Origin of the sequence: Gibbsiella greigii, assembly GCF_039540155.1 — a bacterium.
In the GTDB taxonomy this organism is placed as follows: domain Bacteria; phylum Pseudomonadota; class Gammaproteobacteria; order Enterobacterales; family Enterobacteriaceae; genus Gibbsiella; species Gibbsiella quercinecans.
Genome location: NZ_BAABEM010000018.1, coordinates 56,193 through 78,085, shown reverse-complemented (window position 1 = coordinate 78,085; position 21,893 = coordinate 56,193). Strand labels below are relative to the sequence as shown.

Sequence of the window (21,893 nt, the reverse complement as noted above, 5' to 3'; positions counted from 1 at the left end):
ACCACCCCTGCGTGGCCGATAATTATTATTTCGTCTTTTTTGACTATATTTAGCATGGCAAACGATGTAAAGCATAAAGTCCCTTGCCGTTATTCCCTAAGGTTCATTTAGATTAATTTGTTCCTCCAAATAGCTTAAGCTAATAAAAACAAATCGTTATGATTATCTTTGCCATAGGGGAAGCATTATCGTTTTTTTTGGCTAATTTGCATGGTTTGCCGGCATGTAAATAATACGCCGGGCGGCAACAGATGCAGATAAAATATTACCGCTCCGGTATCTCACCGATATACCTGCTTCGCAATAATACCCTACACTCCGCCATGTTAAGGGAATGGCCTTAATCGGCTTGCACGGCACTGCGGCGCCCAGCGCCCGGGAGTAATACTTTTGGTGGCATTCTCCCCCCCGGCGTTATCTGCCATAATAACGCCAACTTTGCCGCACTGTGTCAGCGGCCAGATAACGGAGTTCCCCCTATGGATTACTGCCCTACTTCCGGCTTGCTTTCCCTTGAGCAGGCGCTGCAGAACATGCTTTCCCAAATTTCGCCCCTGCAGGAAACGGAAACCCTTCCACTGGCTGCCGCGGTGGGCCGCATTACCGCACAACCCGTGATCTCGCCCATCAACGTGCCCCCGTTCGCCAACTCGGCGATGGATGGTTACGCCGTGCGCCTGCATGAATTACACGCGCAGGCGCCGTTGTCGGTAGCCGGCAAGGCCTTTGCCGGCGCCCCGTTTAATGCCCCATGGCCGGCCAACAGTTGCGTGCGTATTATGACCGGCGCGCCGCTCCCTGCGGGCACCGAAGCGGTGATCATGCAAGAGCAGGCGGAAGTCAGCGATGCCGGCGTGCGGTTCATCGGCCAAGCGGTGGCTGGGCAAAATATCCGCCTGGCCGGCGAAGACATTCAGCAAGGGGCGCAGGTGCTGCCCGCCGGGGTGAAGCTGGGCGTGGCCCATCTGCCGCTGCTGGCTTCGCTGGGGGTAGCGGCGGTTCCGGTGACGCGTAAGCTGAAAGTGGCCGTGTTTTCCACTGGCAACGAGCTGGTGCCGGTGGGCCAACCGTTGCAGGCCGGGCAAATCTACGATACCAACCGCTTTGCGGTGCGCCTGATGCTGGAGCAAATGGGCTGTGAGGTGCTGGATCTGGGCATTATCCGTGACGATCAGGCCGCGCTGCGCAGCGCGTTTATTGAAGCCGATCGCAACGCCGATGTGGTGATCAGCAGCGGCGGCGTTTCCGTTGGCGAAGCCGACTACACCAAACAGATGTTGGATGAACTGGGCGAAGTGGGGTTTTGGAAACTGGCCATCAAGCCGGGCAAACCCTTCGCCTTTGGCAAGCTGCAACACGCCTGGTTCTGCGGCCTGCCGGGCAACCCGGTTTCCGCCGTGCTGACGTTTTATCAACTGGTACAGCCGCTGCTGGCCGCGCTGGCCAGCCATAGCGAATGGCGTTTGCCGCCGCGCATGCGCGCCCGGGTAATCACGCCGCTGAAGAAAACGCCGGGCCGCCTGGATTTCCAACGCGGCGTGTACCAAACCAATGCCGAGGGTGAACTGGAAGTGAGCACCACCGGCCACCAGGGCTCGCACGTGTTCAGCTCCTATAGCCTGGCCAACTGTTTTATCGTGCTGGAACGCGAACGCGGCTCGGTGGCGGCGGGTGAGACGGTGGAGATCGAGCCATTTAACGCCCTGCTAAGGAGCTGACCATGTTGCCGGAATTAACCGATGCAGAAGCGCTGCGCTATAACCGCCAGATCGTGCTGCGCGGCTTTGATTTCGACGGCCAGGAAAAGCTGAAGGTGGCGCATGTGCTGGTGATCGGCCTGGGCGGCCTGGGCTGCGCGGCGGCGCCCTATCTGGCTGCCGCGGGCGTCGGGCAACTGACGCTGGTTGATTTCGATACCGTCTCGCTTTCCAATCTGCAGCGCCAGATCCTGCACCGCGATGCGCGCATCGGTATGGCGAAAGTCGCCTCCGCCCGCCTGGAGCTGGCGGCCATCAATCCCCATATTCGCATTAATGCCGTCGACCACTATTTGGATGATGATGACCTGGCGGCGCTGATTGATGATTGCCATGTGGTGCTGGACTGCACCGATAACGTCGCCGCGCGCGAGCAGCTTAATCGGCTGTGCCACCGGCTGCGCACGCCGTTGGTTTCCGGCGCGGCAATCCGTATGGAGGGGCAGATCAGCGTCTTTACTTATCAGCCCGGCACGCCCTGCTACCATTGCCTAAGCCGGCTGTTTGGCGAAAATGCCCTCACCTGCGTTGAAGCCGGCGTGATGGCGCCGTTAGTCGGCATCGTCGGCTCGCTGCAGGCCATGGAAGCCATTAAACTATTGACGAACTACGGTGAGGTACTGGTTGGCAGGCTGTTGATGATTGATGCCATTACCATGCAGTTTCGCGAGATCACGCTGCCAAGGAATCCACAGTGCGAGGTGTGCGGGGGGGAATTCCCCTCACCCTAACCCTCTCCCAAAGGGAGAGGGGACCGTCCTGCGTTGTCAGCCAGATACGAGTCAAATTGTGGGAGAGGGAATTGTCCAGCGTAGTTAGCCAGAAAGAAAACATAACCTGCTCAGCAGGTAGGTTAGGCAGCCAACACATCCGTTCGCGCCAGACGATATTTAGTCACACTCCCCACCGTCCTGCGTTGTCAGCCAGATACGCGTTAAATATGTAGGCAAAGAGACTACCTAGCGCAGTTAGCCAAATAGATGGGCAAAGAAACATAACCTGCTCAGCAGGTAGGTTAGGCAGCCAACACCCCCGTTCACGCCAGACGATGTTTAGTCACATACCCCACCAACAACGCCGGGCTGCTCCCTCTCCCTATGGGAGAGGGTTGGGGTGAGGGAGAACTTACACAATCCCCTGGCTGCGCAGATAGTCTTCGTAGTTGCCAGTAAAATCAATCACCTTCGCCGGCGTCACTTCCCAAATCCGCGTCGCCAATGAACTGACGAACTCGCGGTCGTGCGAAACGAAGATCAGCGTGCCTTCATACATTTCCAGCGCCATATTCAGCGACTCAATCGATTCCATATCCAGGTGGTTGGTTGGCTCATCCATCACCAGCACGTTCGGCCGCTGCATCATCAGCTTACCAAATAGCATGCGCCCCTTCTCGCCACCGGAAAGCACCTTCACTTTCTTCTTGATGTCATCTTGGCTGAATAACAAACGGCCCAGCACGCTGCGCACCGCCTGCTCGTCGTCTTTTTCCTGTTTCCACTGGCTCATCCAGTCGAAAACCGTCAGGGCATCATCAAATTCGTATTCGTGGTCCTGCGCGTAATAGCCAATCTTGGAATTTTCAGACCATTTCACCGTTCCGCTGTCCGGCTGCAGATCCCCCACCAGCGTTTTCAACAGGGTGGATTTACCGATACCGTTGGTGCCGAGCACCGCCACCTTTTCACCCACCTCGACCATCAGGTTCAGCTTGCTGAACAGCGGCCCGTTGTCAAAGCCCTTGCTCAGCGCTTCCACTTCCAGCGCGTTGCGGAACAGCTTTTTGTCCTGTTCGAAACGAATGAACGGGTTTTGACGGCTGGAGGCCTTCACCTCTTCCAACTGGATCTTGTCAATCTGGCGGGCGCGGGAAGTCGCCTGCTTGGATTTGGACGCGTTGGCGCTAAAGCGGCTAACGAACGACTGCAGTTCGGAAATCTGGGCCTTTTTCTTGGCATTATCCGCCAGCAGGCGTTCACGCGCCTGGGTCGCCGCCGTCATGTATTCATCATAGTTGCCCGGATAAATACGCAGCTCGCCGTAGTCCAGATCCGCCATGTGGGTGCACACCATATTCAGGAAGTGGCGGTCGTGCGAAATGATAATCATGGTGCTGTTGCGTTCGTTCAGCACCTGTTCCAGCCAGCGAATGGTGTCGATGTCCAGGTTGTTGGTCGGTTCATCCAGCAGCAGGATTTCAGGATTGGAGAACAGCGCCTGCGCGAGCAACACACGCAGCTTCCAGCCCGGCGCGATTTCGCTCATTGGGCCATAGTGCTGTTCCACCGGAATGCCCACGCCAAGCAGCAGTTCGCCGGCGCGCGCTTCAGCGCTGTAACCGTCCATTTCACCGTATTGCACTTCCAGATCGGCCACTTTGTAGCCGTCTTCTTCGCTCATTTCAGCCAGGCTGTAAATGCGATCGCGCTCTTCCTTTACGGCCCACAGTTCGGTGTGCCCCATGATCACGGTATCGAGCACGCTGTATTGTTCAAACGCGAACTGATCCTGACGCAGTTTACCCAGGCGTTCGTTCGGATCAAGGAACACGTTGCCGGCAGACGGCGCCAAATCGCCACCCAGAATTTTCATAAAGGTCGATTTACCGCAGCCGTTGGCGCCGATCAGGCCATAACGGTTACCGCCGCCAAACTTAACGGAGATATTTTCAAACAGCGGCTTACTGCCAAACTGCATAGTGATGTTGTTGGTACTTAGCACAACGCTCGCTCTTTTATTGGAAAATGTGATTTAGCGCGCATTATGCCATAAAGCCGCCTGGATTTCGTGGGAAGTTTTGGTGGATTTTTGTGCGGCCCAACAGCTTCAGCCCATCCGCCACCCGGTGCCTGGCCAGCAAAATAAATGTAGTGGAAATGAAAACTCATTCTGGTTAATTAATAACCACAATCGCATTTAATATCCCGGTAATTTATAGCTGTAATAAATCACTTTTCCCTTATTTTGCATGTTCGTGGTGCAGGCTAATAGCAATATCGGTTTTTTTAGTTACAAAAGTAGTTTTTAACATTCTTGCAAACAATAATATCCGTCCAGTAAACGTGAACTGCACAATAACCCTTTGGTATTGCCGGTAATCGTCCACTTTTTGTTAAAAACCCTGTTAACCAAAAGGCATTATTACGCTGTTTCGGCAACCTCAGCGGGCAAGCAGTTTTGCTTATTTTCGGGGTAATCCTGATAAATTCTTTCACCTGCATATGAGTAGAATTTACACAACAGAGATTTAGCTTAATGAGAAAATTACTCGTCCTGTTCTTCTGCCTGAACCCGTTTGGCATGGCCCAGCGCGCCATGGCAGAAGAGAACAAAACCGTTGATGTCGTGCTGATCGGCGGCGGTATCATGAGCGCAACGTTGGGCACCTACCTGCGTGAACTGGAGCCGGATTGGACCATCAACATGTACGAACGCCTGGACGGCGTGGCGGAAGAAAGCTCTAACGGCTGGAATAACGCAGGTACAGGCCATTCTGCTTTCAGTGAAATGAACTACACGCCGGAAAGAGCGGACGGCTCTATTGATATCAGCAAAGCAGTTGTGGTTAATGAGTCTTTCGAAATATCCCGCCAGTTCTGGTCATATCAGGTTAAAAATAACGTTCTGCAGGATCCGAAATCTTTTATTAACAACGTGCCGCACATGAGCTTTGTTTGGGGCGAAGACAACGTTAATTATCTGCATAAACGTTATACCGCATTGCAACACAGCACATTATTCCGTGGTATGGAATATTCAGAAGATCCGGAACAAATTAAGCAATGGGCGCCGCTGGTGATGAATGGCCGCGATCCGGCACAGAAAATCGCCGCAACCCGTATGCCTATCGGTACCGATGTCAACTTTGGCGTGATCACTCACCAGTTAGTGAGCTCGCTGACGCAGGACAAGAAATTCTCGCTGAATCTCAGCCATGAAGTGCGCGACATCAAACGCAACCCGGACAACACCTGGGCGGTCACCGTTGCCGATCTGAAACGTGACGGCAAAGAAACCACCGTCAACGCCAAGTTCGTGTTTATCGGCGCCGGCGGCGCTTCACTCAAGCTGCTGCAAAAATCCGGTATCCCGGAAGCCGACGGCTACGGCGGCTTCCCGGTCGGCGGCCAGTTCCTGGTCACCAGCAAGCCGGAAATCGCCAATCAGCACCTGGCGAAAGTGTATGGACTGGCCAGCGTCGGCTCCCCGCCGATGTCGGTGCCGCACCTGGACACCCGTATGTTGGACGGCAAACGCGTGCTGCTGTTTGGGCCGTTCGCCACCTTCTCCGGCAAATTCTTGAAAAATGGTTCGCTGTTTGATCTGGTGAGCTCGATGAACACCTCCAACCTGCTGCCAATCAGCCATGTGGGCATCGATAACTTTGATCTGGTGAAATACCTGGTCGGTCAGTTGATGATGAACGATGACGATCGCTTCGCTGAATTGAAAGAGTACTTCCCAGACGCCAAGCAGCAAGACTGGAGCCTGTGGACCGCCGGGCAACGCGTACAGGTCATCAAAAAAGATGATGCTAAAGGCGGCGTGCTGCAATTCGGCACCGAAGTGGTCAGTTCACAGGACGGTACCATCGCCGCACTGCTGGGCGCATCGCCAGGCGCATCAACCGCGGCGCCGATCATGCTGCACCTGTTGGAAAAAACGTTCAAAGACAAAGTGGCGACGCCAGAATGGCAGAGCAAGCTGAAAGAGATCATTCCGTCCTACGGCCATAAACTGGACGGCGATGTGGAAATGACCAATGAGATCCGCCGCTATACCAGCAGCGTTCTGGGCCTTAACTACATTGAAGTGAAACCGGAAGCCACCGCGCCGCAACAGGCCGCCGCGCAAGAAGCCGCGCAGCCGGCAACCGCACAACAGGCCGCTGTGGTGCAGGAAGCAACGGCAGCTCACTAAAGCCCCGCGCCACGCTACGAAGGCCGCTTAAATGCGGCCTTTTTTTCGCTGCCGGCCACGCATTTCGCGATTTACCCCATTCGGTTAACACTTGCGTAACCTTATTGGCACGCCTATTATCAAAGAACAATCTTGGATAATTAGCTTCAGCAGCGGCGAACAGATGCCGCATCAGCAGGAGAACCGACATAATGGATCGCGCCAGCATCATTCATGACTTACAGGAATGGATCGAAAATCATCTGGATCACCCCCTGTTATTAGATAACGTAGCGGCAAAATCCGGCTATTCCAAGTGGCATTTGCAGCGTATGTTCCGCAGCACCACCGGCCATGCGCTGGGCAGCTATATTCGCGAACGCCGCCTCGCCAGGGCGGCCGTGGCGCTGTGCTCCACCCCACGCCCGATTCTGGATATCGCACTGCAATTCCATTTTGATTCCCAGCCCTCATTCTCGCGCGCATTTAAAAAGCAGTTTGGCAAAACCCCGGCGGCCTATCGGCGCAGTGCATCCAAAGGCCCGGAAGAAAACCGCACGCAGCATATCGCACAGCTATGCTGCAAAGCATTCCATCACGAATCTTCTACCCCTTATCAGCGCTATACCGATGGGCTGAAAAAAAACAAGAATTGTGGGGATGGATGGAAAAGCGCACATAAAACGCCCCCGTTAAAGCCGTTCAATTGTGCGAAGCACGTGGTACAGGAGGCGGAGTGACCAAGCAGGCAGTAGTGTCAAAAAGCCAATGGCGCCCTCATCCATTGGCTTTGCATCGTCAATATTAGTTGTATTCCAGTGTGAAGGTCGTAATGGCTTTGATCGCCCCGCCTGTAACCTTTGACCCGGTTTGGTAATAACGCGCCTTTAAGGGCAAGGTAAGCGTATTCGTCTGGTTAGCAATGGTTTTCCCGGCATAGACAGAGCTTCCACTGTTAATCGGGGTTGAGTCATTACCATTGAGCAACTGCACTGATACCCCGGAGGCAGCATTACTATCTTGCAACGATCTCAGCACGCCCGAGGCATTGGAAGCATCCGCCGTATAATCAAAACGGACATTAACCAGGCCATCGCCGCTTCCCCCGGTCAAATACTCTGTTCCACTGCCACCGACGCAGTTGATATTGATCGAGAAATCCTGTTCAGCCGCGGTACTGCCCACGCCGGTAAACACCGAAGAAGGCACCGTAGACAAATTCACCACTTTGTCTTTGGAGCCGGTATCTACTGAACATGACGAGGTCACAATAGTAATGCCATCACCCACAACATGTGAAATCAGAATCGGCCGGGAAGGCCCGGTGCTGTCCGCATAATAGGTGGAGTATTGCCCCGGTGCCAATGTGCCCGTACCGGTTTGCTCCGCAATTTTGATGATCTCGACCACAAAGTAACCTTCCGCCAGATATGCAGCACCTGAAACAGTCAGATCATGTGGATAATACTTCCCCATACTGGAACCGATCTGGCGATACAAACGAATCCCAACGCCCGGCACATTTGTCGTCCAGATATTACTGCTCAGTGAACTTGCTGCCCCTTGCAGAATACGGCCATACATAGTGCTGCTTCCCGAACAGGTTATGCTCGTACTTCTGGCAATATCAAATTTACCAGTAGCCAACACGTCCCCGACATTGTCATAGGGAGTGATGAGCACACGCCCAACATTCATAATGATATCTTGGGGATTGGTTGTCGTGACCCGGCATTGCGCATAGGCCAATTTCCCCAGGGACATCAAAGCCAGAAACAATGTAATGTATTTCAAACAATTGCTGGCATAACCATATAGGCTTTTAGCACTCATCATTTGCAGCTCGCTTCAATAATTTCATAATCGGTACCGTTGTTTAGCGTGGCGTGATAGTTCACCGAACACTGCTGCGTCGGCTGCGTTCCCCACTTCACCTGCAACAGCCCTTGTTTTGCTTCGGTCCGCAGGTAAATACGGCTACCCTGCCCCACGATACCCACCACCTGATTACGGGTATCCAGCACTTCGGCGCCAAACGGCAACGACGAACCATCCGGCCCTTGCGCATGAATGATCAGCGCCTGCCCTTTGGTGGTTTTGAACGACAATTTGGCAATCGCGCCGGCATAAGGCGCTACCTGCTGGCTGCTGCTTTCCAATTCCACGCTGTGCGACATGCCGTTGGGATCCAGCGTGACGTTGGTCATCCGGTAAGGTGAAACATAAGGCACCACCGCATAGCCGCGATCGTCGATACGCACGCCCGGCGAGTTGGTGACCGATGCGCCGGCGGCATCCGGCGCTTCAATCAGCACCATGGTTTGGCCGCGCTGCGGCGTCATGGTAACGCCGCCGCTATGGGCGATGATGCTGCCATAAGCACCCAGCGAAGCCTGACGGTAATCTTTGCCGTAGCTGTAGGCGCCGTTCAGCGTTGAGAAACGGCTACGGTATTCACCACTCACGCTGCCGTTGGTGCTGCCGTTGCGATCGTTGGCCAACGCCGCGCTGTAGCTGATGTTGTTATCCTCGCCGGTGGAGGCGTTAATGCCGACACGGCTGCTGTCATAGCCACGATCGCTGTAGCCCAGCGAACTATTCATGCTCAACGACTGCGAACCGACGGTAAACGGAATCGAAAGCGTCAGGTAATAGCGCGTATCGTTACGGTTATAGGCGTCGGTGGTGCGCATGGCCGATAAGCCGTAGGTCACGCGGCCATAATAGTTGTTGTAACCCACCTGATACTGCTTGGTGGTGCCGCCGTGGTTCCAGTAATCCCGCACCGAACCGGTGATATACAGGGAGCCAAGACCGTTACCCAGGCCCTGGTTCAATGTCAGTTGGTACTCGCTGCGCTGGCGGTTCACAGCATCGGTGCTCAACCCTTTGCGCTCATAATCACGGGAAAACACCGCGTCGCGAAGCGACAGATAGCCGGACGTCGAGTAGCGATAGGCCGCAATCGTGAAGTTGGTATTGGTTTCCGTCATCAGCTTGCTGTAGCTGAGCTTAAAGCTTTGGCCGGATTGATTGCCTTGTTTCAGGCGGGTGTTGGCCTGGGTCACATCCAGTGCAAAAGCCCCGACCGGCGTAGCTACCGCGCTACCGACCAGAAACGCACTATAGCCGTCGCTGAAGCTGGTACCGGTGTAACCGGTGATAATATTGGTAAAGCCGCGTTGATAGGTGGCCTGGAACATTTCCGGCTCTTTGCTCAGGCTCTCATCGCGCACCTTACCCGCCGTTAGGGCGTAACGTTGAATCCCCGGGCGCAGCATTTGCGCCACCGAGGCATAAGGCACGCTGAATTGCCGCTTGCTGCCATCGGCCTCATTGATCGTGACATTAAGATCGCCGCCATAGCCGGTGGGGTAAAGATCGTTAATCACGAACTCGCCCGGCGCCACGGTAGTTTGGTAGATAAGCTGGTTATTCTGGCGGATCTCCACCAGGGCGTTGGTTTGCGCGACGCCGCGCACCACCGGCGCATAGCCGTTAAGCGAATCGGGCAACATGCGGTCGTCCGTCGCCAACTGCGCGCCGCGAAAACCGATCGAATCAAAGAAATCGCCGCTGGTATAGCTATCCCCCAAGGTCAACATGCCCTGCACCGCCGGAATGCCGCGTTGGGCATAAGTCGCCGTGTTCTGGAAATGCGAACTGGCGTCGCTGCGCCAGGTAGCGTTGGAATCATGGCGCAATTGCCAGCCGGCCAGATTAAACCCGGCGTTCATGGTCAGATACGCGTTGTTGGTATCCGTCTTGCCGCCCATGTTCGAACTGTGGGTGTTGAAGGCGTTGAAATTGTATGACAGAAAACCGGCGGTAATACCGCGATCCCAAAAGCGCGGATCCACATAACCGCGCGCGCTGCGGCGCAGCGCTGCCTGCGGCACGCTGACATCCATACGCAAGGTGCTGGTGTCCAAACGGTAGCTGGCTTCCGGCACCCACTGCCCGAGCGGTTTACAGGTTTCCGGCGTTATCGCGGCATCGCTGCCGAACTTGGCGCTATCGATGCCAAACTCATCGAGCGACAACAGCGTAAAGCAGGTATCCGCACTGCTTTTCCCTGGGATATTTTTAAACTCAATGTTCTTTTTACCCTTCCATTCGCCATTAACATAAACGTCCAGCGAATATTTCCCGGCTAAAATCGGGTTGCCATCGCGAAAGCGAGAAAGATCGACCCCCTGTGCCTGGCCGACTAAAAAATTGCTGTTGAAAGTGGCTTCGATCGGCGCGGTTTCCTGCGCGGGCTCCGTTGCCGCCATCGCGACCACCGGCAATGCCAGGAAAGCCACGCCGCCCGTCAGCCAAAAAAGGGATGTATAGCTAAAAAGTGCCGATTTTATCGCGGCTGAGATAGGTAACTCTTTCATATCCATGAATCCTTTACCAAATTGCGCTCCCCCCGCCGACAGCCTGTTCTCCGGGGCCTGAAGCCTCTTCCAAAGGTTATTTCTGGTTATTTTTACTGCGAGTCACCCGGCCGCCGTAATCATTGATGGTGGTGAATTGGATATCCGCTATGCGTGCGCTATCACCAGAAAAAGCCAGCGTTTTTTCCTGCCCCGGCGCCACCATATCGCCATGCGGCGCTAAGGGGATTTTTCGCTGGTTGACCACCGCATTGATTTCGGTAAAGGAAACATAATAAGGCGTTGGGTTTTTCACACTGACGCCCGCAGCGCTATAGCGCCATTGCAATTTTTCCGGCGCGTCATTGGCACTGCCCGCCAGGCCTACCGGGCGATAGAGCAGTTTGATGCGGGTTCTGAACGCCACCTGCAAAAAATTATCCGGCGCCTGTTGGTTATGCGCGCCAGTCGGTGCCGGCGGGATCTCCAAAACATTCAGCCAGAACAGTGATTCTTTATCCTGTGCCAGCGCCGACGTCGTCAGCGACAATCTCAACGCCTGGCCACTGCTGGGCTCAATACGGCTGATTGGCGGTGAGACAATAAATGGGGCCTTGCTGTTTTCCGGCGTGGTTTTCGCATCGCCGTCATCCACCCAAGATTGAATTAACGCGGGCGAAGCGCCGTTGTTTGATAATTGAACGGTGACATCACGTTGTTTTCCCGGATAAATAATACGCGTGCCGTTAATAATCACGCTGGAAAAAACGCTGCTGCTGAAAAACATAGCCATCAGCAATACACTGTATTTTTTCAATGAATTTTTCATTCTATTTATCGCTGCTGTAGGGAAAAACGGCGGGGAAAACTCCCCGCCCGAATAAGAATATTACTTACTGGTAAATAATGGTGTACTGAACGTTGGAAGTAACATCACCTGCGCCGGCAGCAGCAGTTGCATAGTATTCAGCGTAGTAATTCAGATCAGCTGAATCGCCATCGTTAGCCACGGTAACCCACTGGGAATTAGCCTGTGCACCATTAGAGCCTGCAGCCAGAATTGGCAGGAACTGGTTGTTGCTGCCCAATAGCTGAATTTGCACGTTGGTTGCTGCGTCAGTCTGTGCCTGGTTATTCAAACGGCCGGTATTAAAATCTACCGTTGCGCCTGGTTCAAAATAAGTTGCTACCTGGCCTTTAGAGCATTGAGTCAGGTTAATTGCGAATGGCGTACGGCCTGCAGTAGCACTCTGAGATGCCAAAGTAGAGGAAGAAACGGTCGGCAGCGTTACGGTAAAGTCTTTACCGCCAGGGGTGCTGATAGTACAGGTTTGATCGGTGACTTTACCGTTAAAAGTAATAGTACCGTCGGCAGCTTGTGCAGAGAAAGAAGAAACGGTAGCGGCACTTACCGCTAATGCCAATACAGCAGACAGCTTAGAGATTTTCATATTTAGACTCTCGATGAATTAATACGACGATGAGGTACATTCAGCGATGCTACTCCTTGTCAGGAATGAAGCCCGATGAATCCATTGCCGAACGGAATATAGACCAGACGTATTATTCCTGTTAAATCGTTTAAAACATTCATACCACCCCATGTGATAGAAAAAAACTATCAACAAACCACCATTGATCGATATTGACGATTCAACAGAATGAGAATAATCTGTGCTTGAGAAAAAAAACAATGCACTACATCACGCAAATGCGTGATATTTAGGCGTTTGCACGCATTATTTTCAGCACGCGTTTTTTGAACCCCATTGACATCCTAGAGGAAATGCTCGTTTTGCAGAGGATTGGCAATCTTTCCCCAATATGGCCGTTTAAATAGGATTTTTACCAATGAATAAGCAAAATAAAATTTATTTATTGTTGAAAATCATCACATTAAAAAAGATCCCAAGGATTGGTAAATGAGTTGTTATTTTAATCAAAAAAACAACGATATTAATTTTGTATTCCAGCCAATGTTTGGGAAGTCTGGCCGATTGGTTGCCGTTGAGTGCCTGTCTCGTTTGCACAAAAACGGAGACTTTGCACATTTAGCCCCGGAGAATTTCTTCCAACAGGCGGACAGTGATACACGTATTGAGATCTTGCTTGAACAGGTTTCATTGATCGAAAAATACCAGAGTTGGTTTAGGAAAAACCGAGTAATCGCCACGTTAAACGTTGATGACCATTCTTTGTGCTCGTTGGCGGACGACCGTTTCTCAGAAAGAATCAGTAAGATTAACTGTATCCATTTTGAGATCAGTGAACATTCCACCCAGTTGATAAAAAACCGGTTGCATGGCAATCCGTTATTAAATGGTTATTCGTTCTGGCTTGATGATTTTGGCTCCGGTTATGCCGGATTCTCAGCACTTTATAACAGCCAGTTCCATTTCGTTAAGCTTGATCGTTTTCTTTTATGGGATTTTATGGAAAAGCCGGGGGGTAAAGAACTTATGCATTCTTTGCTTCGTTATCTCTCACTAAATCAACATCGGGTGATTATCGAAGGTGTTGAAACGGCCGAACATAAGAAGTGGTTGGACGAGATGCCTTACCACGCACTGCAGGGAAAGCTGTGGAAAGAATCCGATATAAAGGATTTAAGCTCGTTTCTTACAGCTGAATACTTTTAACTCATTATGGGCGTTTTCCATTATGTCTAAAAACAATGTTCTTGTTATTAGCGAGTGCAAGTACAGCTATACCGGCCTTTCGTCATTACTGAAAAAGCATGCCGATCAATACAACCTCCGGCTGTTCTCCGACTTTCTGCACAATGGTGCTAAAGCGGAGAAAATCATCCGGCATGATATCGTGCTGATCTTTACTTCGCGCAATCTGGAGCAAAGCGTCAACGTCATCGAAAGCTTGGTCACCGCCTATCAGCAATACAGAAGCAAGACGCGGATTCTGGTGTTCTATGATGATGAGCGCGTGGTTCGGCTGCTGTCTATCCTGGGTATTTCAGTCGAATTGCTGCCTGCCCATGTGCCACTGGCAACGATGCAGGAAAAAATTCAGCAACTGCTGGACAGCAAAGATCACGCCTGCATTAAAGTGCAAAAAACCCGCGAGCTTAGCCCGGCGGAAAGCGACGTTATCTTTAACCTGTTGCGTGGGGATAGCCTGGCGCATATTGCCGAGAAACGCGGCACGCATCCGAAAACGATCTTCTCGCAGAAATACAGTGCGATGAAAAAACTGCGCCTGCGCAATATGAACGCGATCTTTACCGCTGGAAAATAGCAGTGATTGCCCCCTCGCCTTGGAGGAAAGCCAATGGAGAGGGGTGCTTGCTACAGCGGGCCTCCCCCGCGGCGAGCGGGCGTGTTGCTTATTTCCTGCGCACCGGCGCATCGCCTGCCACATAGTATGGCGCCGTGCTGCGCGCCAGTGGTGCGCGCTGGCGAATACGATCGGCAATTTTCTCGGCGATCATAATCGTGGTGGCGTTCAAGTTGCCGGTGATGATCTGCGGCATGATGGAAGCATCCACCACACGCAGCCCTTCCATACCGTGTACCCGGCCCTGGCCATCAACGACCGCCATCTCATCCTCGCCCATTTTGCATGAACAAGAGGGGTGAAAGGCGGTTTCCGCATGTTCACGGATAAACGCATCCAGCTCTTCATCGCTTTGCACATCCGCACCCGGGCTGATTTCACGGCCGCGATAAGGCGCCAGCGCCGGCTGCGCCATGATTTCACGCGTGATACGGATTGCATCGCGGAACTCCTGCCAGTCCTGCTCGGTGGACATATAGTTGAACAGGATGCTCGGGTGCTGGCGCGGATCTTTCGATTTCACCTGTACGCGGCCGCGGCTTGGCGAACGCATGGAGCCGACGTGCGCCTGAAAACCGTGTTCTTTCACCGCATTGCTGCCGTTGTAGTTGATAGCCACCGGCAGGAAGTGATACTGGATGTTCGGCCAGGCGAACGCTTCCCGGCTGCGGATAAAGCCGCCGGCTTCAAACTGATTGCTGGCGCCGATCCCGGTTCCCTTGAACAACCATTCGGCGCCAATTTTCGGCTGGTTAAACCATTGCAACGCCGGGTAGAGCGAAACGGGTTTGGTACAGGCATATTGCAGGTACATTTCCAGGTGATCCTGCAGGTTTTCCCCCACGCCAGGCAGATCGTGCACCACGTTGATATCCAGGTTTTTCAACAATGCTGCCGGGCCAACGCCGGAACGTTGCAGGATTTGCGGCGAGGCGATAGCGCCGGCGCATAGCAAGACTTCACGGCGGGCACGGGCGCGATGCAGCGTATTGCCGTCGCCTTTCAGGTAGCTGACGCCGACCGCACGCTTGCCGTCGAAATCGATATGATCGGTGAGCGCATGGGTGATGATGGTCAGGTTCGGCCGGGCACGCGCCTGATCCAGGTAACCGCGTGCGGTGCTGGCGCGGCGGCCGTTCGGCGTAACGGTGCGATCCATCGGGCCGAAGCCTTCCTGCTGATAGCCGTTGAGATCGGTGGTTGCCGGGTAGCCGGCCTGCACACCGGCTTCCACCATCGCATGGAACAATTCGTTATTGCCCACTTTCGGCGTGGTCACGCTCACCGGGCCATCACCGCCGTGATAGTCGTTCGGCCCGATATCGCGGGTTTCCGCCTTGCGGAAATACGGCAGGCAGTCCAGATAGCTCCAGTCTTCCAAACCCGGCGCTTTGGCCCAGTTATCGAAATCCATCGCGTTGCCACGGATATAGCACATACCGTTGATCAACGAGGAGCCGCCCAGCCCCTTGCCGCGGCCGCATTCCATACGGCGGTTGTTCATGTGCGGTTCCGGATCGGTCTCATAGGCCCAATTATAACGGCGCCCCTGCAGCGGATAAGCCAATGCAGCAGGCATTTGGGTACGGAAATCCAGACGGTAATCCGGGCCGCCGGCTTCAAGCAGCAGCACGCTGACGTCCGCATCTTCGGTTAATCGGGTAGCCAATACGTTGCCGGCAGAACCGGCGCCGATAATGATGTAATCAAATTCCATCAATTATCTCCTTTAATTTTGATTGTTCCCCCGCCGGGGGCAAAAACCCTGTCATCGATTTATCTTCGCTGGGATGAAGAGTTTTTTATTTATTGATTCCCCCTCTTCGCAGGGGGATAAGAATAAGGTGCCTAAGTCGCTATTTGCCTGATACAAGCACCGTCGGCTCCCTCTCCCGTTGGGAGATATTCCCCCCTGAAGGTGAGAATAAGGAGCTTTAGTCGCCGTTTTTCAAATCACGGCACGATCTGCTCCCTCTCCCGTTGGGAGAAATTCTCCCCTGAAGGAGAGAATAAGGAGCTTTAGTCGCCGTATTTCAATCACGGCACGATCTGCTCCCTCTCCCGTTGGGAGAGGGTTGGGGTGAGGGTCAGAACACCGAGCTAAACTCGCCCAGTTCCACCTGTACCGATTTGATTTGCGTATAGTGTTCCAGCGTCGCCAGGCCGTTTTCACGCCCGACGCCGGAATGTTTGTAACCGCCGACCGGCATTTCCGCCGGTGATTCACCCCAGGTATTGATCCAGCAGATACCGGCTTCCAAGCGGTGGATCACCCGATGGGCGCGCGCCAGATCGCGCGTCACCACACCGGCCGCCAGGCCATAGGTGGTATCGTTGGCGCGGGCGATAACTTCCTCTTCGCTTTGGTAGCTCAAAATGCTCATCACCGGGCCGAAGATCTCTTCACGCACAATCTCCATGTCGTCGCGGCAATCGCTAAATACCGTCGGCGCCACAAAAGCGCCCTTGGCGAACGCGCCTTCCAACACCCGCTCACCGCCGCACAGCAGGCGCGCGCCGCTATTCTTCCCGCTTTCAATAAACCGCAGCACCGATTCCATATGCGCGTAGCTGACCAGCGGGCCAAAATTGGTCGCCGGATCGTTAGGATCGCCCAGGCGAATGCGCTGGACGCGCTCAAGGATTTTGTTTTCAAACTCAGCCAACAGCGCCGCGGGCACAAACACACGCGTACCATTGGTGCACACCTGCCCAGAGCTGTAGAAGTTAGCCATCATGGCGATGTCTGCGGCGCGATCCAGATCGGCATCATCACAGACGATCAGCGGCGATTTGCCGCCCAGTTCCATGGTGACTTCTTTCAACGTTGAGCCGGACGCATTAGCCATCACTTTTTTGCCCGTTTTCACCCCACCGGTGAAAGAGATCTTGGCGATCCCCGGGTGATCGGTCAGGTACTGCCCCACCTCGGCGCCGGTACCGGTCACCACGTTGAATACGCCGTCCGGCAGCCCCGCCTCGGTGTAGATTTCCGCCAGCTTCAGCGCAGTCAGAGAAGTTACTTCGCTCGGTTTGAAGATCATGGCGTTGCCGGCCGCCAGCGCCGGCGCGGATTTCCACAGCGCGATCTGGATCGGATAGTTCCAGGCGCCGATGCCGGCCACCACACCTAACGGTTCGCGGCGGGTGTAAACGAAAGAGGATTCGCGCAGCGGGATCTGTTGGCCTTCGATCGCCGGGATCAGGCCGGCGTAGTATTCCAGCACGTCGGCGCCGGTAACGATATCCACGGCCGTCGTTTCCGACAACGCTTTACCGGTATCGAGGGTTTCCAACTGGGCCAGTTCATCATTGCGCTCGCGCAAGATATCCACCGCGCGGCGCAAAATGCGCGAACGCGCCATCGCCGGCATTGCCGCCCATACCTTTTGCCCGCTGGCTGCGCTGACCACCGCACGGTCGACGTCTTCAGCGCTAGCGGCCTGGACTTCGGCAATCACTTCGCCGTTGGCCGGGTTGACGGCGTTGAAAGTTTTCCCTTCGGTACTGTCTACATAGGCGCCATGGATATAGAGCTTCTGTAAGCCAAAACGGGACATAGGTTCTCCTTTGGTTGGCTCAGCCTGGGGTGCTTTTCCCCAGCTGAAAGTCAATGTATTCGGTCGTGATGGCAATCGCCCGCGCCTGGTTAAACGCACTGCCGCGCAGGGCGCTGCGTAGCCACAGGCCGTCTATCAGCGCCGCCAGCCCTTTGGCCGCCGCTCGCGCCTGCGCTTTTGGCAGGGCGTGCTGGAACTCGGCGCTCAGGTTGGAATACAGCCGCCGGCCGTTTACCTGCTGCAGCCGGTTGAGCTGCGGCTGATGCAGGCTGCTGGCCCAAAAGGCCAGCCAGGTTTTCATCGCTGCGCTGCTAATCTGGGTATCGTCAAAGTTGCCGGCGACGATCGCCCGCAGCCGCGCCGCGGGGCTGTGATCTTCCAGCGCCTGCAAACGCAGTTTGACCGCTTCGCCGAGATGGCTGATCAAATAGCGCATCGTCGCTTCCAGCAACCCGTTCTTATCCTTGAAATAATGGCTAATAATGCCGTTGGAAACGCCCGCCCGCCGCGCAATCTGCGCAATGGTGGCGTCATGCATTCCCACTTCGTTTACCGCGGCCAATGTGGCTTCAATCAACTGCTGCCTTCTTATCGGCTGCATTCCTACCTTGGGCATGGCTTCGACTCTCACAAAACCGATTTCACGCCCCTATTAAACTTTTTTTTGATTGAACGTTCAATTAAAATTGCATATATTTTATTACCACAAGGTTAAAGCAATGTACCTTTTGGTTGTGGGAGTGGCTGATTTTTGTGAGGTATTTAACGAATCTGACCAAAATCAGCGCCGAAAAACGGTTCCCGCCCCGCTGCAGATTTCTGCGGTATTAACCGGTTGGTAGCAATAAAATAACGAACCCGGTTCCTACGCTGTGGGAACCCGCGCATGCACTTGCGCGCCGTTTCGCTTTTTTGCCGCCCGCTTTCTTTCTGCACGTTCCCGCAGGTTGCCCGATTGGCGCAGCCCCGGCAACCGTGTGGGTACGAACGATCCGTTATCAACACCAGAGGAAGACGATGACAACACGCGATACCTCCTCAAAACCGCAGCAGGACCGTTTAAATCCTGTGGTTTTCTTTACGTCTGCGGGGCTGATCCTGGCCTTCTCGCTGATGACCATTTTCTTCACCGATTTTTCCGGCCGCTGGCTGGTCCGCACCCTGAACTGGGTGTCCACCACCTTCGGCTGGTATTACTTATTGGCCGCCACGCTGTATATCGTGTTTGTCGTCCTGATCGCCGGTTCGCGCTTTGGTTCGATCAAGCTGGGGCCGGAACAATCAAAGCCTGAATTCAGCCTGATGAGCTGGGCGGCGATGCTGTTTGCCGCCGGTATCGGTATCGATCTGATGTTCTTCTCGGTGGCGGAACCAGTCACGCAATACATGATGCCGCCCGAAGGCCAGGGGCAAACGCTGGAAGCCGCCCGCCAGGCCATGGTATGGACGCTGTTCCACTACGGCCTGACCGGCTGGGCGATGTATGCACTAATGGGTATCGCGCTGGGCTATTTCAGCTACCGCTATAACCTGCCGCTGACCATTCGCTCGGCGCTGTACCCGATCTTTGGTAAACGGATCAATGGGCCGATCGGCCACAGCGTGGATATCGCCGCGGTGATCGGCACCATTTTCGGCATTGCCACCACCCTGGGGATTGGCGTGGTGCAGCTCAACTACGGCCTGAAAGTGCTGTTCGATCTGCCGGAAAACCTGACGGTGCAAGGCGGGCTGATTTTACTTTCCGTGATCATGGCCACCGTTTCCGTCACCTCCGGGGTCAATAAAGGCATCCGTTTTCTGTCGGAGCTTAACGTGCTGTTGGCGTTGGGGCTGATCCTGTTTGTGCTGTTCTTCGGCGACACCGAATTCCTGCTCAATGCACTGGTGCTGAACGTCGGCGATTACATCAACCGCTTTATGGGCATGACGCTCAACAGCTTTGCTTTCGATCGCCCGGTGGAGTGGATGAACAACTGGACGCTGTTCTTCTGGGCATGGTGGGTAGCATGGTCGCCGTTCGTGGGCCTGTTCCTGGCGCGTATTTCACGCGGGCGCACCATCCGCCAGTTCGTGGTGGGCACGCTGATCATTCCGTTCGTGTTCACCCTGCTGTGGCTGTCAATCTTCGGCAACAGCGCGCTGTACCAGATATTGCACGGCAACGCCGATTTTGCGCAGGAAGTGATGCAGTTCCCGGAGCGCGGTTTCTATAGCCTGCTGGCGCAGTATCCCGGCTTTACCTTCAGCGCGTCGGTCGCCACCATCACCGGGCTGTTGTTCTACGTCACCTCGGCGGATTCCGGCTCACTGGTGCTGGGCAACTTCACCTCGCGCCTGGCCGATATCAACAACGATGCGCCGAACTGGTTGCGCATCTTCTGGTCGGTGGCCATTGGCTTGCTGACCATCGGTATGCTGATGACCAACGGCGTCTCGGCGTTGCAAAACGCCACGGTGATCATGGGCCTGCCGTTCAGTTTCGTTATCTTCTTCGTGATGGCCGGGTTGTACAAATCGCTGCGCGTCGAGGATTACCGCAAAGCCAGTGCGCTGAACACCTCCGCACCGGCGCCGGCTTCACACAATGAAGTGTTGAACTGGAAGCAGCGCCTGTCACGCGTGATGAATTACCCCGGCACGCAGTACACGCAGAAAATGCTGGATAACGTCTGCCGCCCGGCGATGCAGGATGTTGCGCGTGAGTTGGAACTGCGCGGCGCCAAGGTAGAATTTACCGAAGTGCCGCCCGGCGAGGATGAACGCTTGCCGCACCTGGAACTGCTGGTGCATCTGGGCGAAGAACAGAACTTTATCTACCAGATCTGGCCGCAGCGTTACTCGGTGCCGGGCTTCACCTATCGCGCGCGCTCAGGCAAGTCACACTACTATCGGCTGGAAACCTTCCTGATGGAAGGCACCCAAGGCAACGATCTGATGGACTACAGCAAGGAGCAGGTGATTGGCGACATTCTGGATCAGTACGAAAAACACCTGAACTTCCTGCATATACACCGCGAAGCGCCGGGCAACACCCTGACCTTCCCGGACATGTAATGGCCCCCGCCAGGCCGTGACGCATCGCGTTGCGGCCTGCGCCACCACTCGCTGGCACGCTTTGCCGGCGCTCTGGGGCAATTTACTCGCTTTTCGCGCTCATCAGCGCAATGCCGGCTTTCCCCAACGCTTCCCGTGCGGCTTCCGGCAGATGCTCGTCGGTAATCACCGTATCAAACACCGAAAGCGGCAGCGCCAGATAGGTGGCGACTTTGCCGTATTTCGAGGTATCGCTCAGCAAAATGCGGCGGCGGCTGGCCTCGGCGATTGCCTGTTTCACCATCACTTTGTCTTCGCTCGGCGTCGACAGGCCCCGCAGCCCCCATGAAGAAGCCGAAATAAAGGCCAGATCGATAAACAGGTTGCGCAGCGCCTGCGCCGCAGCCGCCCCCACACAGGAGCGGTTCTCGCGGCAGACGGTGCCGCCGGTATGAATAATCTGGCAACGGCTGAACTCAATCAGGTAGCTGGCAATCACAAAGTCATTGGTCACCACGGTTAAATCGCTGCGATCGCCCAACTGCCTTGCCAGCGCCAACGTGGTGGTGCCTGCATCCAGATAAACGCAGCTGTTCAGCGGGATCTGGCGCGCGGCCAGCTGGCCGATAGCGGCTTTCTGTTGGCTGAACATGCCCTCCTTGTCCTGATGCGAAGGCTCGATCGCCACGCGCTCCGCCGCTTGCACACCGCCGGACACGGTCACCACCGTGCCCTGCGCTTCCAACTTTTGCAGATCGCGCCGAATGGTCATATGGGATACGCCAAGCCGTTCGGTCAGCGCCGCTATGCTGATCACGCCGCGTTCCGCGACCAGCGCCAGGATTTGTTGATGGCGTTCTACAGGTATCACGTCTTCTCTCTCGTTAACCGCAGTGATAATAATTGTGATGTTACGTCAAATTATGTGCCGAAACAGTATTCATCGCCGGGTAAACCAAACGAAACCCGCCCCGAATCACCCTAAATAA

16 protein-coding genes are annotated in these 21,893 nt (G+C 54.6%); 7 read left to right on the top strand and 9 right to left on the bottom strand.

Annotated elements, in window-relative coordinates:
* Positions 1–479: 479 nt before the first annotated feature.
* Together moeA and moeB are read left to right on the top strand one after the other, a co-directional pair.
* Positions 480–1,718 (top strand): molybdopterin molybdotransferase MoeA, encoded by a 1,239-nt coding sequence (moeA, locus tag AC559G_RS12530; protein ID WP_498912753.1) that lies wholly within the window; start codon positions 480–482, stop codon positions 1,716–1,718.
* Between the two features lie 2 nt (positions 1,719–1,720).
* On the top strand, positions 1,721–2,488 hold the full coding sequence (moeB, locus tag AC559G_RS12525) for a molybdopterin-synthase adenylyltransferase MoeB (RefSeq protein WP_498912752.1): 768 nt from the start codon (positions 1,721–1,723) through the stop codon (positions 2,486–2,488).
* 394 nt (positions 2,489–2,882) lie between these two features.
* Here moeB and AC559G_RS12520 read toward each other — a convergent pair whose 3' ends face one another.
* Positions 2,883–4,475 (bottom strand): ABC-F family ATPase, encoded by a 1,593-nt coding sequence (locus tag AC559G_RS12520; RefSeq protein WP_498912751.1) that lies wholly within the window; start codon positions 4,473–4,475, stop codon positions 2,883–2,885.
* Positions 4,476–5,009: 534 nt separating this feature from the next.
* Between AC559G_RS12520 and mqo the strand changes: the two genes are divergently transcribed.
* Together mqo and AC559G_RS12510 are read left to right on the top strand one after the other, a co-directional pair.
* On the top strand, positions 5,010–6,674 hold the full coding sequence (mqo, locus tag AC559G_RS12515; RefSeq protein WP_498912750.1) for a malate:quinone oxidoreductase: 1,665 nt from the start codon (positions 5,010–5,012) through the stop codon (positions 6,672–6,674).
* A 191-nt stretch (positions 6,675–6,865) separates the two neighbouring features.
* Positions 6,866–7,393, top strand: coding sequence for a helix-turn-helix domain-containing protein (locus AC559G_RS12510; RefSeq protein ID WP_498912749.1), 528 nt, complete (start codon positions 6,866–6,868; stop codon positions 7,391–7,393).
* Positions 7,394–7,457: 64 nt separating this feature from the next.
* Here AC559G_RS12510 and AC559G_RS12505 read toward each other — a convergent pair whose 3' ends face one another.
* The 4 genes from AC559G_RS12505 to AC559G_RS12490 form a co-directional block, all read right to left on the bottom strand.
* Positions 7,458–8,489: a fimbrial protein gene (locus tag AC559G_RS12505; protein ID WP_498912748.1), complete on the bottom strand. Its 1,032-nt coding sequence runs from the start codon at positions 8,487–8,489 to the stop codon at positions 7,458–7,460.
* Positions 8,486–11,038, bottom strand: a complete 2,553-nt coding sequence (locus AC559G_RS12500; RefSeq protein ID WP_498912747.1) for a fimbria/pilus outer membrane usher protein — start codon at positions 11,036–11,038, stop codon at positions 8,486–8,488. Before AC559G_RS12500 ends, AC559G_RS12505 begins: the two co-directional genes overlap by 4 nt.
* 76 nt (positions 11,039–11,114) lie before the next feature.
* Entirely contained in the window at positions 11,115–11,846 is a 732-nt protein-coding gene (locus AC559G_RS12495; protein WP_498912746.1) for a fimbrial biogenesis chaperone, read from the bottom strand.
* A 64-nt stretch (positions 11,847–11,910) separates the two neighbouring features.
* On the bottom strand, positions 11,911–12,468 hold the full coding sequence (locus tag AC559G_RS12490) for a fimbrial protein (RefSeq protein WP_498912745.1): 558 nt from the start codon (positions 12,466–12,468) through the stop codon (positions 11,911–11,913).
* Between the two features lie 471 nt (positions 12,469–12,939).
* Here AC559G_RS12490 and AC559G_RS12485 point away from each other — a divergent pair, with 471 nt between their 5' ends.
* Positions 12,940–13,656, top strand: a complete 717-nt coding sequence (locus AC559G_RS12485) for an EAL domain-containing protein (RefSeq protein WP_498912744.1) — start codon at positions 12,940–12,942, stop codon at positions 13,654–13,656.
* Between the two features lie 22 nt (positions 13,657–13,678).
* Positions 13,679–14,269, top strand: coding sequence for a LuxR family transcriptional regulator (locus tag AC559G_RS12480; RefSeq protein WP_438597723.1), 591 nt, complete (start codon positions 13,679–13,681; stop codon positions 14,267–14,269).
* Between the two features lie 88 nt (positions 14,270–14,357).
* Here AC559G_RS12480 and betA read toward each other — a convergent pair whose 3' ends face one another.
* The 3 genes from betA to betI form a co-directional block, all read right to left on the bottom strand.
* Positions 14,358–16,025 carry a choline dehydrogenase gene (gene betA, locus AC559G_RS12475; protein WP_438597724.1) on the bottom strand — a complete coding sequence of 556 codons (1,668 nt, stop codon included), beginning with the start codon at positions 16,023–16,025 and terminating at the stop codon, positions 14,358–14,360.
* A gap of 370 nt (positions 16,026–16,395) precedes the next feature.
* A complete protein-coding gene (betB, locus tag AC559G_RS12470) occupies positions 16,396–17,868 on the bottom strand; it encodes a betaine-aldehyde dehydrogenase (RefSeq protein WP_498912743.1) in 1,473 nt (490 codons plus the stop codon).
* A 19-nt stretch (positions 17,869–17,887) separates the two neighbouring features.
* Positions 17,888–18,484 (bottom strand): transcriptional regulator BetI, encoded by a 597-nt coding sequence (betI, locus tag AC559G_RS12465; RefSeq protein ID WP_438599307.1) that lies wholly within the window; start codon positions 18,482–18,484, stop codon positions 17,888–17,890.
* 401 nt (positions 18,485–18,885) lie between these two features.
* Between betI and AC559G_RS12460 the strand changes: the two genes are divergently transcribed.
* The gene (locus AC559G_RS12460; protein ID WP_498912742.1) at positions 18,886–20,925 is read left to right on the top strand and encodes a choline transporter; all 2,040 of its coding nucleotides are present in this window, start codon (positions 18,886–18,888) and stop codon (positions 20,923–20,925) included.
* An 82-nt stretch (positions 20,926–21,007) separates the two neighbouring features.
* Here the strand turns inward: AC559G_RS12460 and ygbI are convergent, their stop codons facing one another.
* Entirely contained in the window at positions 21,008–21,775 is a 768-nt protein-coding gene (ygbI, locus tag AC559G_RS12455; RefSeq protein ID WP_095845283.1) for a DNA-binding transcriptional repressor YgbI, read from the bottom strand.
* Positions 21,776–21,893 lie beyond the last annotated feature (118 nt).